This is a genomic window from Halostagnicola alkaliphila, assembly GCF_055379965.1.
Window position 1 is genome coordinate 538,985 of the sequence record NZ_AP043826.1, and the last position, 13,273, is coordinate 552,257.

Annotated in this window: 17 protein-coding genes and 1 tRNA gene; 9 read left to right on the forward strand and 9 right to left on the reverse strand. The window is 62.2% G+C overall.

From position 1 onward, the window contains the following. Positions 1–2: 2 nt before the first annotated feature. The 3 genes from ACZ5C7_RS07785 to ACZ5C7_RS07795 form a co-directional block, all read right to left on the reverse strand. Positions 3–443: a hypothetical protein gene (locus ACZ5C7_RS07785; RefSeq protein WP_464375768.1), complete on the reverse strand. Its 441-nt coding sequence runs from the start codon at positions 441–443 to the stop codon at positions 3–5. Between the two features lies 1 nt (position 444). After that, on the reverse strand, positions 445–966 hold the full coding sequence (locus ACZ5C7_RS07790; protein WP_464375769.1) for a DUF7342 family protein: 522 nt from the start codon (positions 964–966) through the stop codon (positions 445–447). A 546-nt stretch (positions 967–1,512) separates the two neighbouring features. Beyond that, positions 1,513–1,914, reverse strand: coding sequence for a hypothetical protein (locus ACZ5C7_RS07795; RefSeq protein ID WP_464375770.1), 402 nt, complete (start codon positions 1,912–1,914; stop codon positions 1,513–1,515). Between the two features lie 146 nt (positions 1,915–2,060). Here ACZ5C7_RS07795 and fni point away from each other — a divergent pair, with 146 nt between their 5' ends. Continuing rightward, positions 2,061–3,125, forward strand: coding sequence for a type 2 isopentenyl-diphosphate Delta-isomerase (fni, locus tag ACZ5C7_RS07800; RefSeq protein ID WP_464375771.1), 1,065 nt, complete (start codon positions 2,061–2,063; stop codon positions 3,123–3,125). 170 nt (positions 3,126–3,295) lie between these two features. Here the strand turns inward: fni and ACZ5C7_RS07805 are convergent, their stop codons facing one another. After that, positions 3,296–3,463, reverse strand: coding sequence for a DUF1931 family protein (locus tag ACZ5C7_RS07805; RefSeq protein WP_005578700.1), 168 nt, complete (start codon positions 3,461–3,463; stop codon positions 3,296–3,298). Positions 3,464–3,702: 239 nt separating this feature from the next. Between ACZ5C7_RS07805 and larB the strand changes: the two genes are divergently transcribed. The 3 genes from larB (at position 3,703) to ACZ5C7_RS07820 (ending at position 5,118) form a co-directional block, all read left to right on the forward strand. Next, positions 3,703–4,476: a nickel pincer cofactor biosynthesis protein LarB gene (larB, locus tag ACZ5C7_RS07810; protein ID WP_464378412.1), complete on the forward strand. Its 774-nt coding sequence runs from the start codon at positions 3,703–3,705 to the stop codon at positions 4,474–4,476. Between the two features lie 135 nt (positions 4,477–4,611). Beyond that, positions 4,612–4,761, forward strand: coding sequence for a DUF7563 family protein (locus ACZ5C7_RS07815; RefSeq protein WP_283836627.1), 150 nt, complete (start codon positions 4,612–4,614; stop codon positions 4,759–4,761). A 108-nt stretch (positions 4,762–4,869) separates the two neighbouring features. Next, a complete protein-coding gene (locus ACZ5C7_RS07820) occupies positions 4,870–5,118 on the forward strand; it encodes a GIY-YIG nuclease family protein (protein WP_464375772.1) in 249 nt (82 codons plus the stop codon). Between the two features lie 33 nt (positions 5,119–5,151). Here the strand turns inward: ACZ5C7_RS07820 and ACZ5C7_RS07825 are convergent, their stop codons facing one another. After that, positions 5,152–5,745 carry an NADPH-dependent FMN reductase gene (locus tag ACZ5C7_RS07825; protein WP_464375773.1) on the reverse strand — a complete coding sequence of 198 codons (594 nt, stop codon included), beginning with the start codon at positions 5,743–5,745 and terminating at the stop codon, positions 5,152–5,154. 219 nt (positions 5,746–5,964) lie between these two features. Between ACZ5C7_RS07825 and ACZ5C7_RS07830 the strand changes: the two genes are divergently transcribed. Both ACZ5C7_RS07830 and ACZ5C7_RS07835 read left to right on the forward strand, forming a co-directional pair. Next, on the forward strand, positions 5,965–7,374 hold the full coding sequence (locus tag ACZ5C7_RS07830; protein ID WP_464375774.1) for a phosphohexomutase domain-containing protein: 1,410 nt from the start codon (positions 5,965–5,967) through the stop codon (positions 7,372–7,374). 105 nt (positions 7,375–7,479) lie between these two features. After that, on the forward strand, positions 7,480–7,893 hold the full coding sequence (locus ACZ5C7_RS07835) for a hypothetical protein (RefSeq protein ID WP_464375775.1): 414 nt from the start codon (positions 7,480–7,482) through the stop codon (positions 7,891–7,893). A gap of 61 nt (positions 7,894–7,954) precedes the next feature. Here the strand turns inward: ACZ5C7_RS07835 and cysE are convergent, their stop codons facing one another. From cysE to ACZ5C7_RS07850, 3 genes are all read right to left on the reverse strand, one after another. Continuing rightward, the gene (gene cysE / locus ACZ5C7_RS07840) at positions 7,955–8,464 is read right to left on the reverse strand and encodes a serine O-acetyltransferase (protein ID WP_464375776.1); all 510 of its coding nucleotides are present in this window, start codon (positions 8,462–8,464) and stop codon (positions 7,955–7,957) included. 234 nt (positions 8,465–8,698) lie between these two features. Beyond that, positions 8,699–9,406, reverse strand: a complete 708-nt coding sequence (locus ACZ5C7_RS07845; protein WP_464375777.1) for a metallophosphoesterase family protein — start codon at positions 9,404–9,406, stop codon at positions 8,699–8,701. Between the two features lie 85 nt (positions 9,407–9,491). Then, positions 9,492–10,082 carry an IMP cyclohydrolase gene (locus ACZ5C7_RS07850; RefSeq protein ID WP_464375778.1) on the reverse strand — a complete coding sequence of 197 codons (591 nt, stop codon included), beginning with the start codon at positions 10,080–10,082 and terminating at the stop codon, positions 9,492–9,494. A gap of 254 nt (positions 10,083–10,336) precedes the next feature. On the opposite strand from ACZ5C7_RS07850, the gene ACZ5C7_RS07855 reads away from it, so the two are divergent. The 3 genes from ACZ5C7_RS07855 to ACZ5C7_RS07865 all read left to right on the forward strand — a co-directional run bounded on the left by ACZ5C7_RS07855 (position 10,337) and on the right by ACZ5C7_RS07865 (position 11,858). Then, the gene (locus ACZ5C7_RS07855; protein ID WP_464375779.1) at positions 10,337–10,906 is read left to right on the forward strand and encodes a homing endonuclease associated repeat-containing protein; all 570 of its coding nucleotides are present in this window, start codon (positions 10,337–10,339) and stop codon (positions 10,904–10,906) included. Between the two features lie 33 nt (positions 10,907–10,939). Further along, a tRNA-Gln gene (locus tag ACZ5C7_RS07860) sits at positions 10,940–11,012 on the forward strand. 126 nt (positions 11,013–11,138) lie between these two features. Next, entirely contained in the window at positions 11,139–11,858 is a 720-nt protein-coding gene (locus ACZ5C7_RS07865) for a rhodanese-like domain-containing protein (protein ID WP_464375780.1), read from the forward strand. On the opposite strand, the gene ACZ5C7_RS07870 is transcribed toward ACZ5C7_RS07865, so the two are convergent. Continuing rightward, positions 11,855–13,222: an oxidoreductase gene (locus ACZ5C7_RS07870; protein ID WP_464375781.1), complete on the reverse strand. Its 1,368-nt coding sequence runs from the start codon at positions 13,220–13,222 to the stop codon at positions 11,855–11,857. The genes ACZ5C7_RS07865 and ACZ5C7_RS07870 overlap by 4 nt on opposite strands. Positions 13,223–13,273: the final 51 nt, after the last annotated feature.

The following is a 13,273-nucleotide window of genomic DNA, read 5'->3' on the forward strand; positions in this document are numbered from 1 at the left end:
TTTCACTCGGCCTCGAGTTCGGTCGTGAGCCGAGACAGTGCTTCCCAAACGACTCGCGTCGGATTTCTCGAAGAGAACGTGTGAGATTCGTACGTGTAGGCCGTTTCGGAGTCACTCCGCTCCTGGAAGTGTCCCCACCCTTCGACGTGTTCTTGCGGATGATGGTGCCAACCGAAGTCTCCCGTGTCGTCGCTGTAGTGAAAGGAAAACTCCGGCCGGTCGGAGTCGGTCTCGCCGGCGAACCAGCGGACGGTGAGCGTTGCCGAATCCGCGTCGAACTCGACACGGTCTATCGCGATGTCCGCCACGACTTTCGTGTACTCTCCCGACGGAAACCCGCGTACCGCGGCGACGGCCGGGTGTCGATCGAGTTCGCGCTGAATACCTCGAAGCGCCCGGTGTGACGCCTGTGTTGAATCGTACGAACGGTCGTTACCGACCATCCTATGCGGATGCGCGAGTGTCTCGAGTGTAGGTCGTGTAGTTCTCAATGGCGTCTTCGACGGCCTCGAGGCGATATCGGACGAGTTCCCAGTCGTTCGCGGTCTGTAGGACGGCCCGCGTTTCTTCGGATTCGTCCGTTTCGGCGGCGCGTCCGCGGAGCTCGTCCGGCGAATCGACCGAATACCCCTCGCGCCACGTTTCGATCTCCGTTTGCAGATCGGCTTTCAACCGAATGAGTTCGTCGCGGTCGTGCGAATCGAGTAGATCGCGAAGCAATTGCATCCGCGTGTGGAGCGGGTCCGGCGCGTACAACGTCGTGCCGTCGCGGTCAGTTTTTAGAAGTACGTTCATCTCCGCGAGCCGCTCGAGATGATTCCTCGCGGTATTTTCGGCGACGTGGGCTTCCTCCGCGATGTCTGGCGCTGGACGGGGCTGGGCGATGGTTTCCGCGACCGATCTGACCCTATCGAACGCGCTCGTTTGGGCTTTCCAGGCGTCGATTCCGGGAGCGTCTTCGGTCATACTCATCCCTTCCTGCCCTAGTGCAATAAGTCTATCTCGAGATAAAATAATTGAGTAGCGTGGAGAGACTCACTACGATGGTTCGGAACCACTCACTTCTGGAAGTCGGATATCGCACCTCGGCGACCAATATGGGTTATCTAGTAGCACGTCTGTCGGAGTCCATCACATCAATAGCCTACGACGTCGACGACGTTTCGGGTTTCGTCGTGAGTGAGGTCGCCGTCGTCGCTGACTAATGGCGCGTCGAGCTCGCGACCGACTGCCCATCGAATCGAGTTCAGAAGACGACTCGGTGCGCTCGCCCTGTCCACGCTGTGGCGACCCTGTACTGGTCGTCACTAGCGCCGGGCCGGTGGCACACCGCGCCCAGCCCTGTGGCTCTCGCGTGACCGATCCGTCCCTCGAGTAGTCTCGTCGAATTCACCCTTTCCACTCCGTCGAACCCCCTCGTTTCCACTCGACCCCGTCTCGAACCCCTTCGTTTCGCCTCGAGAATTGCCTCTTTCCTTCTTTCGAGTCTTTCTCGCGTTCTGAGAGGTTACCTCACTCTACACTCGAGGAGGCTTTCGCTCGCCCCGAAAACAACGCGATTGCGACGTAACACACGCCGAGTGCTCGCGTCGCGGGGACGACCCACGGTTTCAACTCGAGGTCGTCGGGATTCTCGTAGGCCGTCCCCAGCGCGAGCGTGACGAACCGTCGGGGGAAGAGAAACGCCGGCATGCCGATGATACCGATAGTCCGACTCACCGCGGGCGCTTTCGCCTTCCCAGTGAGGACGAGCCAACAAAAGACCAGTCCCTCGAGTCGGGCCATCGGAACAGTCCACGGCTGAAGTTGACCCTCGTCGGGATTTTCGAACGCGAGGGGTTCCGCGGTGGCGATGATTCGATTCGGGACGGCCATCTGGATGAGACCGACGGCGACGAGCAGGAGTCGTCTCATAATTGCTGTATGGTGCCACTCACCAAAAGCGTCTCCGGCAGCTGGACACGCCCCAATCCCGTAGGTGAGGTTCCCTGACAGAACCCCCACCCCGAACAGACACCTTTTCAATCCCGTGTTGTAACTGCCGTAGTAGAGACGAACCGATGCCCGAGACTTCCGACCGGAAAGACGACCACATTCGCATCATTCACGAGGAAGACGTCGAGACGTCGGGGACGGGATTCGCCGATATCGATCTGGTCCACGACGCGCTTCCCGAGATTCATCGCGACGAAATCGACACGACGACGACGCTGTTCGGGCACGAACTGGCCGCTCCGATCGTCATCGAGAGCATGACCGGCGGCCACCCGAACACGACGAAGCTCAACCGAGCGCTCGCCGAGGCCGCCCAAGAGACGGGGATCGCCATGGGCGTCGGCAGCCAACGCGCCGGCCTCGAGCTCACCGACGAGGACCTGCTCGAGTCCTACACGGTCGTCCGAGACGTCGCACCTGACGCCTTCCTCTACGGTAACGTCGGGGCCGCACAGTTGCTCGAGTACGACGTCGCGGACGTCGAACGCGCCGTCGACATGATCGAGGCGGACGCGATGGCAATCCACCTCAACTTCCTGCAGGAAGCCGTCCAGCCCGAGGGCGACATCGACGCTCGCGGCTGTCTCGAGGAGATCGAGCGCGTCGCCGACGAACTGAGCGTCCCCGTGGTGGTCAAGGAGACGGGCAACGGGATCTCAAGAGACGTTGCCCGGCGACTCACTGAGGCGGGGGTCGACGCCATCGACGTCGCCGGGAAGGGCGGCACGACGTGGTCCGGGATCGAATCCTATCGCGCCGCCGCGGTCGGTGCCGATCGACAGGAGGAAATCGGCCAGCTGTTCCGTGCATGGGGTGTGCCGACCGCGGTGAGCACGCTCGAGGCCGCCGAATCCCACGACTGCGTCGTCGCCAGCGGCGGCGTTCGATCGGGGCTCGACATCGCGAAAGCGATCGCGCTGGGCGCTCGAGCCGGCGGACTGGCGAAGCCGTTTCTCGCCCCCGCCGGACAGGGCACCGACGCGGTCGTCGACCTGATCGAAACGCTCTCGCTCGAGCTTCGGACGGCGATGTTCGTCACGGGTTCGGCGTCGATCGCGGAGCTTCAGGAAACCGATTACGTCGTCCTCGGGCGGACCAAGGAGTACCTCGAGGAACGACGCCAGCGCTGAGGCGTTTTTTCCCAAACCACCGGGACTGAACTGCCCACAGTCGTTTTTCTGTCTCCTTGCTTTCGCTCGAGTCGGTTGTCGATACGAGCAACGTAGTTGCGACGGAACGACGAACGGTAGTGCCGTCGCTCTCGGCTGTAGCGTCAATAAAAAGTTTTAGCGGGCGATCCTTACAGGTCGCGGGGCTGGACCGTCTTCCGGTCGTTTGCTTCGGCACGTCGTGCGGCGTCTTCGAGAAGCTCGTCGACTTCCTCGTCGAGTGCTTCGTAGAAGTCCGAGGCGACGTTCTTATCATCGAGCGCTTCTTTGACGGCGGCTTTGACGATCAGATCTGCCATACGGAATGTTCGTTTCCGTTTACCTCTTATAACTGTTTCGGTTACTACCGCCAATACCGGGTCTGCAGGGGCCAATTCGTCGGTTCCGACGCCTGATCTCACCGGAAAATATATGTCCGATGAATTTTCGATCGGTCTTTGATCGGCTATATACCCCGAAGACCTGCTCGCGCGCGGTCCTCGGGTCGTTTCACGGCGAGTGTCGACGGATTCGAGTAGGTGCGCCGATGAGAACGAATATGCGCGAACTTCTCGAGGCCGTTGCGGAGGGCTCGCTCTCTCCGGTCGAGGCCGAAGCCGAACTCGCTGGGTACGTCACCGACGATGCTGGGCGGTTCGATGCGACCCGACGACAACGACGCGGCATTCCCGAAGCTATTTTCGCCGAGGGAAAATCGCCCGAATCGGTCGCGTCGCTTGCGGCGACTGCACTCGAAACGACGGGACGCTCGCTCGTTACGCGAATCTCGGACGAGCAGTTCGAGGTGCTCGAGTCCGTCGTCGACGATGCCGAACCCGACGCGACCATCGAACGCTGGAGTACGTCGGTCCTCATCCAGACATCGGGGTACGAACGGCCGTCGCTCGAGGCGAGAGTCGCGATCGTTACCGCGGGGACGGTCGACGGACCGGTCGCGGACGAAGCACAAGTCGTCTGCGAAGGCGCGGGAGCGACCGTCGACCGGATCGACGACGTCGGCGTCGCCGCACTCGATCGCGTCCTTGACCAGGTCGATCGATTGCGGACCGCGGACATCGTAATCGTCGCCGCCGGTCGCGAAGGTGCGCTACCGACGGTCGTCGCCGGACTGATCGACGCTCCCGTAATCGGGGTTCCCGTCTCGAGCGGCTACGGGCACGGCGGTGACGGCGGGGCAGCGCTGGCTGGAATGCTTCAGTCCTGTACCGTCCTCTCGGTCGTTAACATCGACGCCGGCTTCGTCGCCGGGGCGCAGGCGACGCTGATCGCACAGGCTGTTGATAGAGCCGTCACTCGGTCAAGTGACGCGTGAGGGGCTCCACAGAGCGTACCGAATAATGGATACTGGAATAATATCTTTCTCTTTTCGAAACTCGAGACTGTGTTAGGGGAAGCTTATTTAGCGTATCGACGACTATTTCGTTCTACCGGCAAACGCCGGAGAACTATGCCAGAGTGTAACCACTGCAGCGCGCACGTGTCGGAACGCTTCGTTCGCGTGTTTGCAGACGAACACGGCGATGTCCACGCGTGTACGAGCTGCTCGGCGAACGCAGGAATCGCAGAAGCTGCGCGAGAACGTGCTCGGCGCGTCTGAATCTGCTCCAGCGAGCGCAAACACGACCGGTGCTCGAGCACCGAACTATCCCGAGTCACCCATCCGGGGTCCGGACGCTTTTTGGTCCCCTCGCCAAATCCATACTCGATGAGCGATCACGTCGTTTACGTCCTCGAGTGTGCTGACGGGAGTCTCTATACGGGCTATACGACGGATCTCGAGCGCCGCGTTGCCGAACACGACGCGGGTGAGGGTGCGAAGTACACGAAACCACGGACGCCCGTCGAGCTCGTTTATCACGAGGAATACGACTCGAAGTCGGCCGCGATGTCGCGCGAGTACGAGATAAAACAGTGCTCGCGGACCGAAAAGGAACGACTCGTCGGCCTCGAGTAATCGGATCTCGAAGCGTTACAGAGAGCGGGATCGTCAGTCGTCCGTGTTCGCCGTCCGCGGCGAACTTACGTCGGGTTCGATGAACGCGTACTCGGTGAGCATCCGTCCGAGTTTCTCTACGCGATTTTGGAGGCTCGGGTCGATGAACGCTCTTCCGTCGATCGCGTCGGGGTCGGCCTCGAACTTCCCCGACGCGCTCCGGAGTCCGACCTGATGGGGGAGGACCCAGCCGTGAACGCCTCGGACGGTAATGCGGAGGTGGTCAAGTGTCGAGCCGTAGCTGCCGCCGCCGGCGGTCGCGAGGAGTCCGACGGTGGTGTCTTCGTACTCGTCGAACCCGCAGTAATCGTGAAAGTTCTTCAGGACGCCGGAGTACGAGCCGTGATAGACTGGCGTTCCGAGCGCGACGGCATCCGCCTCGCGGACGAGTCGCTTGACTTCCACGCCGTCTCCCTGCCCATCGATATCCGGGTCGTAGAGCGGGAGGTCGTACTCCTGTAGGTCGAGAAGACGCGTCTGTGCACCCGCTTCCTCGGCGGCCCGGAGGGCGTACTTGAGCGCCGTCCGGGTGTAACTCTCGTCCCGAAGGCTGCCGGAGACGGCGAGGACGGAGGGACCACCAGTCATAGGGAGGGTTACCAGCCCGGGTGTGAAAACGCCATCGCCGCTCGGGCGGAATTTGCGAGTCGAAGTCCCGTCGGCCCGAGACCCCCTTGAGCCGACCGAGAGAGTATTCGAGGTGACTCGGCGACCGTTCGAATATTCAGTGTTACGTTTCCAACCGCCGATTCTTCGAAACGGATGCGCGTCGTCGCTTTTTTCGCACCGGCCGCTGATACTCGCGCTATGGAGACGATTTCGTTCGGAACCGACGGTTGGCGGGCGACGCTCGAGGAGTTCACCGCACCCCGTGTGCGGATGGTCGGACAGGCAGTTGCGACGTACCTCAGCGACGAAGGGCTCGAGGCTCCCGTCGCGATCGGGTACGACGCTCGCGAAACCTCGCGCGGGTTCGCGGAAGAACTCGCCCGCGTGCTCTGTGCGAACGGGTACGACGTTCTGCTCAGCGAGCGTGACCGACCGACGCCGCTGATCGCCCACGCCATCGTCGACCGCGACCTCGCTGGCGCACTCGTCGTCACCGCCTCGCATAATCCGCCGGAGTACAACGGCGTCAAGTTCATTCCCGAAGACGGCGCACCCGCGCTCCCGGACGTGATGGACGCCGTCGCCGACCGACTCGCCGAACCGGAACCGCTTCCTGAAGCCGAGCACGGTTCCGTCCGCGAGGTCGATTTCGTCGACTCGCACGCCGAGGCTGCGACGGACGTTCTCGAGCAGACGACCGGTGCATCCGCCGACCTCTCCGAGCGTACCGTCGCCTACGATGCGATGCACGGAAGCGGTCGGGGAACGACGGATTCCCTCCTCGAGCGCGCCGGTGCGTCCGTCGAACGACTGCGCTGCGAGCTCGACCCCGAGTTCGGCGGAACCGGCCCCGAACCGGCACCCGAGAACCTCGAGGAGTTGATCGAGATCGTTTCGGGCGACCCCGATGACAACCATTCCGACGTCGATCTCGGCGTCGCGAACGACGGCGACGCGGATCGTCTCGCGATCGTCACGCCCGAGCGAGGGTACCTCGACGAAAACCTGTTTTTCGCCGCACTCTACGACTTCTTGCTCGAGTCGAACGACGGTGCTGCGGTCAGAACCGTGTCGACGACCTACCTGATCGACCGGGTCGCCGACGCACACGGCGAATCCGTCCACGAAGTTCCGGTCGGCTTCAAGTGGGTCGCTCAGGCGATGGCCGACCACGACGCCCTCGTCGGCGGCGAGGAGTCCGGCGGGTTCACCGTTCGCGACCACGTCCGCGAGAAAGACGGCGTCCTGATGGCCCTCCTCGCAGCGGCGATGCACGCCGAGGAACCGCTGGACGACCGCGTCGACCGGTTGCTCGAGGACCACGGCACCGTCGCGCAGGACAAGGTCAGCGTCGACTGCCCGGAATCAGAAAAAGCGCGCGTTCTGCTCGATCTCGAGGAGGAAATCCCCGAGACGGTCGCCGGGACGGCGGTCGAGGACGTAAACACCGCGGACGGCTTCAAGCTCCTGCTCGAGGACGGCTCGTGGCTTCTCGTGCGGCCGAGCGGAACCGAACCCGTGCTTCGAGTGTACGCCGAAGCGAGCGACGAGGAGCGGATCGAGGAGTTGCTCGATGCGGGCGAAGACCTGCTCGAGCCGTTGGTCTGAAACTTCGATTTTCGATCCCCCTCTACCGCCACCGGGTGGTCGACCCTCGAGCGGGTTGCATTCGCCGGGTTCGTATTTACCCGTCTCACCGTCCTATCAGTCTCCATGAGCGATCAGTCGGGTGTCGCCCGGATGGAACTCGAGCCGGACGCCTGGCACCAGAACGACGACGGGAACTACTACATCGACTGTCCGGAGTGTGGCTCGGCGGCGACGCTGATGAACGTCGTCGAGCACAACCGCTGCAACGCGTACCTCGATCAACACGAAGAAGAGACCGAACTCGACGAGGGGCGCATGGACTGTACGGCGAAGCTCACATTAGAACTCGCGTACACCTCCGATACGGAAACGACCGACGACGCCGTCAATGAAAGAACGGATGCTGACGACAGCGGTTCCGACGCCGCCGGCGACTACGCCGACGAGACAGACGTCGATCTCGAGGAAGACGACGGCGTGACGGGCGAAGGGACGCCGCCGGGATCGGAGGGGACGGTGGACAACGACCAAGAGTGATCATCGGCCTCCACCCTTCTCGAGTATCGATTTCGACGCTCCTCTCTCGTCGCGTACTCGATCAGTCGACGGGCTCGGCGGGAACACCGACGACGGTCGTCTCCGGGTCCACGTCGCCCGTCACGACCGACCCGGCGCCGACCGCCGCGTTCTTCCCGATCGTAATGTCGCCCAACAGCGTCGCGTTCGCGCCGACCTGGACCCCGTCCTCGAGGGTTGGATGTCGTTTGACGGGTTCGTTCGTGTCCCCGCCGAGGGTGACGCCGTGATACATGTGCACGTCGTCGCCGATTTCGGCCGTTTCGCCGATGACGACGCCCATTCCGTGATCGATCGTTACGCGCCGTCCGATCGATGCGCCAGGGTGGATTTCGACGCCCGTCAGGAACCGGACGAACTGCGAGATTACTCGAGCGAGAAGCTCGAAACCTAGATTCCAGAGCCGGTGATTGATCCGGTGCGCCCAGACGGCGTGCAATCCGGAGTAACAGAGCACGACCTCGAGACAGCCGGTTGCGGCGGGGTCGCGATTACACATCGTGAGCGCGTCCTCGCGTATTCGACCGATCATCTGCCCTCGTTCGACGCCCGATTCGGTCGTACGCGAGCAAACCGCTCCCTCCGTCCGAGTCGACCCCCGCGATCGGATCGACCACAACACCGTGCCACAGTCGCTCGCCGTCGATTCCTGTCGATACGGCCGGTGTGGCAGGTGCTTACCATATCACCACCTCACGAACGGCTTCGTGAAAACCCCTTCGAGGTCGCCCTGGTCGAGCGTTCCACCGCTTCGAGGCTCGTTACATCACTTCCCTCGAGCGAGCCGCGTTCCGATACGCTCGGGGAGCCCGGCCGCGTCGACGGCTTCCTGCACGCTCTCGACGTCGTACTCGATGCGATGGGTTTCGACGGTCATTGCATCGAGATCCGCGACGGCGTACCCCGCCCGCCGGTCGCCGTCTCGAGGCTGTCCGACGCTGCCCGGGTTGACGACGATTCCTTCCGAATACGTCTCGACGTGCTGGACGTGGGTGTGGCCGAGCACGAGAATATCTTCGTCCTCGAGCAGTCGCGGCGAGAAGTCCTCCGGGCGGGTGTACCGATCCGGATCGTCGGGGTGGCCGTGGATCAGCTTTACTCGCCCGTCGAATTCGACGCGTTCCTCGGGCAGGGACCCGAGCCAGTCGCGCTGGTCGTCCGTCAGTTCCGATTGTGCGTGTTCGACGCCGGCGCGCGCCATGCCGTTGAATCGAAACGATGTCCCTTCGACGACGGCGGCGTCGTGGTTTCCGAGCACCGTCGGTACGTCGCGATCCCGCGGCTCTCCCGTCCGCGTTCCGACGGCGCTCAACATCGCACCCTCTCGGAGGGCTTCGACGCACTCGGCCGGCCACGGATTGTAGCCGACAATGTCACCGGCACACACCAGTTCGTCGACCGGCGGCATGTCCTCGAGGACGGCCTTGAGGGCGATTCGGTTGCCGTGGATGTCGGAAATGAGGCCGACGTTCATGGGGGACACAACTCGCTCGAGGCGTTTGTAGCTTCCTGCGGTTCGGTGGTGGTTCGACGTACCCGCCGAAAAATAGCGTCGGCGATCAGTCGCCGTTCTCGATCGCCGTTTCGAATCCGTTTTCGGTTCGGGCGACGCCCGCCGCACAGACGGCGTGTTCGAACTCGAGATCGTAGGCCTCGCTTGCGGCCTCCTCGGCGTTTGCGGCTTCGAACTCGAACGCTCCGGGAGTGTCCGTCTCGTAGGTCGCCACGAGCGTCGGCTCCTCGACGGTTTTGACGATGAGCGAATCCTTTCGAACGGTGGCAATCAGCGCCTCGCCGTCCACGCCGATCGTCGCGGCGATCCGCGGCGTATCGTAGTCGTCCTTTTCGTAGTCGAGCGCGAGCAAACTCGTCGCGAGCGCGTCCCGCGTGGGATAGCCCCGCTCGAGTTTCTCCGCGATCGGATCGACGTGCGAGCCGTTTCCGAAGGCGGCGGTCTCTCCGGACGGCGTTTCGACGACGCGGAGACAGTTGTACGCGACGTAGGGATTGTCCGTCTCCGGCGCGTCTTCGGTCGGTCCGACGGTCAAGGCGTCCTCTCGAGCGGTGATCTTTCGGTTCGGGAACGACCGCGAGGAGACGCGGTAGGCTCCCACATCGGGGCCGACGACGACGAAGCGTCCAACGTACATACTCGGGGATAGATAGAGAGCGGAAAAGGGGTATCGGTTCGGCCTCGATTACGTTCCTGTCCCAACTACATTCTCTCGAGTGATAGTCGAATCTCGAACCCGATCGAGCGAGTACCGCTCCAAGCGTCGACTGATGAGTGAACCAGTCGACCGCTATCGGATTCACTCATTGGTACCTGTTTGGGTTTCCCCGGGACTTCTCGAGTGACAACCGGGCCCGATCGTTTATGTATGATAACGGGACCAAACCGTCCGTGACGACTGTCGAGGACTGTCTCACGGCGTTGCGACGGGCTTCGGAGGAACTCGGGGAATCGCCCTCGAAAGCCCAGTACGAGAAGTTAGGCTGGACGCCAGCCTCTGCCACCATTATCCGGACGCTCGGAAGTTGGAACGAGGCAAAAGCGGCTGCCGGGCTCGAGACGTACCCTTCGGGTGGTTCTCGAGTCGAGCCGAAACCAGACGAACTCGAGTTACCCGACGGGATGGTGTGGGAGGAGCTTACGGTTGATCAGCGCTGGCACTATCGAAACGTCGAACGCAATTCTCAACGGACGCTTGAACGCCGCAAAGGAATTCGAGTCTGGGTGTACGAGTATAAACGCGAATCAAATGGCTGTCAGCAGTGTTCGGAAACCGATCCGGCGTGTCTCGATTTTCACCATCTCGATGGGGATGAAAAAGAGATGACGATTTCACATATGATTACGTACGGATATAGCAAGAACCGAGTAAAAGAGGAGATCGGGAAGTGCATACTTCTCTGTGCTAACTGTCACCGTAAGGAACACTACAAACGGCCTGTGGCCGACAAAAAGCGATAAGGTTTTGTGATCGACCACCTTTTGTCCGGATGAAGTCCCGTAGGGTAGTGGCCAATCCTTCTGCCTTCTGGGGGCCGAGACGAAGGTTCGAATCCTTCCGGGACTACTTTTCCACATTTCACCTCGAGCAGTCGTCCGATCCAGTCTCCCATTCTCCAGTCGAAACGAGGGGGTCTGTGCCGGGTTACGATCCACCGGAAGAACTATTTAAATTCATTTCGTACGAATCGATATGAACAGACGGTCGCTTCTCGCTGTCGTCGGGAGCGGATCCCTCGCACTCACCGCAGGCTGTGTCGACGACCTCGGCACCGGCGGCGAGACGGACAACGACGACGAATCCGAGTACGAAACCGACAGCTTCGAAGGAGAGACGATCCCGCTCGCCCCCGCTGAGGACGTCCACGAGTGGTTCGAAAACGACGAGGCGAGATTCGTCGACACGCGCGGCGCGAGGCAGTACGATGCCGGACACATCCCCGGAGCCGTCTTGAGTCCGGGAATCGATACCGAAGGGAACGACCCGACCGACGACTGGTCGACCGACACGCGGGTCGTGACCTACTGTGACTGTCCGCACTCGCTTGCCGTCCAACGCGGAGCCCAACTCAAGGCTGACGGATTCGAGGACGTCTACGCCATCGATGAAGGCTACGTTGGGTGGGAACAAGCGGGGTATCCGACCGAACACAACGAGGCTGATGCCGACGTCGAAACCCACGAAATCGAAGGCGAGTCCGATCCGGTTTACGAGGGGGCCTACGTCCACATTTCCACCCCCAACGGAGGTAACTACGAGGTCGCCGCCATCGACGGTGACGGGACGTACAAGACCGAAATCAGGTTCCCAGGCCTGTCCGAAGAGTCGGAACTGATCGTCGAGGCACCCGACTACACCGTCGAGGGCACCCTCGAGGAGTTCACGGACGAACCGGTTACGGCCGACAGCTAATTTTTCTTCCCTCGGTCGTACGCGCCGGCGCGCTCGAGTTCGCCGCGTTCGCTGAGCACGGCGGGCGTTCGACAGATGCCTGGTGCGCCGGTCACTTGGGGTACCGTACAGTTGTTACAACTCTCACATAGCACCCGCGTCTCCGTCGATTCGGGCTCGAGCAGTCGCGCACCCAGTTTCGGTTCGGCGTAGAACGGGCGGGCCATGCCGACCATGTCAGCCGCCCGCGTCGGGGCGGTCTTTTCGGCTGCAGTCCGCGCGCTCGAGTCGCCGAGCAGCCGATCCATCTCGCCGCGTTCCCGTATCCCGCCCTCGGCGAGTACCGGGATCGAAATCTCGTCGCGAACCCGTCGACAGAATCCTTCGTTCCAGGCCGATTCGAAATCGTACTGTAGCGATTGTATCCAGTTCGCCGCGGCGACGAGCCGTCGGCGATTCGGTCCGCCGAAAGCCGCGTCGTACCCCTCGACCATCGCTTCGTTCGCCCACGCTCGGTCGGGATACTCGCCTCGAACGATGCTCATGTCCCAGACGACCGACCCGTTAACGGGAACGACGGCGTCGTAGCCGATTTTCTCGAGTCGACGGCAGGTTTCGATACCGTCCTCGAGCGAGAGGGTCCGACGGACGACCGGCCACGGCGGCGCCGCCGTTTCGGCGGGCACTTTGGTGATCAGCGGAACGTCCCCCGCCCGGTCGCGAATTTCGTCGTGAACCAACGCGAGAAACTCGAGGCGAGCCTCGGGGCTTCCGCCGAACTCGTCCTCTCGCCGGTTGTAGAACGGCGAGAGAAACTGCTGGATAATCCCCATGTTGGCTCCCGCGAGGTGGATGCCGTCGTAGCCCGTTTCGATACAGTAGTTCGCAGACCTGCCGAAGTCCGCGGCCAGTTCGTACACTTCCTCGGTCGTCAGCACGTGAGGGTCACACGAGAGAAACCCGAGCCGATCGAGCACTCGCAACTGCCACGGCGGCTTCGATACGGCGAGTTGCTCGAGATCCGGATTTTCCGCGCGGTACTCGGCGTGCCAGGTCTCCATACTCCGGAGGCCGCCGTGCTCGAGTTGGACGAAGATCCGACTTCCGTGGTCGTGAATCCGCTCGGTGAGTCGCGATAATCGAGACACGAAATCGGGATCGTGGACGCGAGTCATCCCCGGCGCGGCACAGCCGCCCTCGCCGCGAACGATGGTCGCCCCCTGGCAGATGAGCCCGACTCCCGATTCCGCTGCGGGTTCGAGATCCTCGATCAGGGTGTCGACGGCGTCGGAACCGTTTCCGGCACACTCGAGTAACGGAGCGCGATAGAGCCGGTTCGGAACGGTGACGTCTCCGATTTCGATCGGATCCTCGAGGGTGGCCATGGGCTGAATTCAGGCGGTATAACCAAGAACGTAGTGCTCGTTCGCACCTGA

Excerpts from the sequence above, each read along its gene's own strand:
- ACZ5C7_RS07785 (WP_464375768.1), bottom strand. The coding sequence starts at position 443 with ATGGTCGGTAACGACCGTTCGTACGATTCAACACAGGCGTCACACCGG.
- ACZ5C7_RS07790 (WP_464375769.1), bottom strand. The coding sequence starts at position 966 with ATGACCGAAGACGCTCCCGGAATCGACGCCTGGAAAGCCCAAACGAGC.
- ACZ5C7_RS07795 (WP_464375770.1), bottom strand. The coding sequence starts at position 1,914 with ATGAGACGACTCCTGCTCGTCGCCGTCGGTCTCATCCAGATGGCCGTC.
- fni (WP_464375771.1), top strand. The coding sequence starts at position 2,061 with ATGCCCGAGACTTCCGACCGGAAAGACGACCACATTCGCATCATTCAC.
- ACZ5C7_RS07805 (WP_005578700.1), bottom strand. The coding sequence starts at position 3,463 with ATGGCAGATCTGATCGTCAAAGCCGCCGTCAAAGAAGCGCTCGATGAT.
- larB (WP_464378412.1), top strand. The coding sequence starts at position 3,703 with ATGCGCGAACTTCTCGAGGCCGTTGCGGAGGGCTCGCTCTCTCCGGTC.
- ACZ5C7_RS07815 (WP_283836627.1), top strand. The coding sequence starts at position 4,612 with ATGCCAGAGTGTAACCACTGCAGCGCGCACGTGTCGGAACGCTTCGTT.
- ACZ5C7_RS07820 (WP_464375772.1), top strand. The coding sequence starts at position 4,870 with ATGAGCGATCACGTCGTTTACGTCCTCGAGTGTGCTGACGGGAGTCTC.
- ACZ5C7_RS07825 (WP_464375773.1), bottom strand. The coding sequence starts at position 5,745 with ATGACTGGTGGTCCCTCCGTCCTCGCCGTCTCCGGCAGCCTTCGGGAC.
- ACZ5C7_RS07830 (WP_464375774.1), top strand. The coding sequence starts at position 5,965 with ATGGAGACGATTTCGTTCGGAACCGACGGTTGGCGGGCGACGCTCGAG.
- ACZ5C7_RS07835 (WP_464375775.1), top strand. The coding sequence starts at position 7,480 with ATGAGCGATCAGTCGGGTGTCGCCCGGATGGAACTCGAGCCGGACGCC.
- cysE (WP_464375776.1), bottom strand. The coding sequence starts at position 8,464 with ATGATCGGTCGAATACGCGAGGACGCGCTCACGATGTGTAATCGCGAC.
- ACZ5C7_RS07845 (WP_464375777.1), bottom strand. The coding sequence starts at position 9,406 with ATGAACGTCGGCCTCATTTCCGACATCCACGGCAACCGAATCGCCCTC.
- ACZ5C7_RS07850 (WP_464375778.1), bottom strand. The coding sequence starts at position 10,082 with ATGTACGTTGGACGCTTCGTCGTCGTCGGCCCCGATGTGGGAGCCTAC.
- ACZ5C7_RS07865 (WP_464375780.1), top strand. The coding sequence starts at position 11,139 with ATGAACAGACGGTCGCTTCTCGCTGTCGTCGGGAGCGGATCCCTCGCA.
- ACZ5C7_RS07870 (WP_464375781.1), bottom strand. The coding sequence starts at position 13,222 with ATGGCCACCCTCGAGGATCCGATCGAAATCGGAGACGTCACCGTTCCG.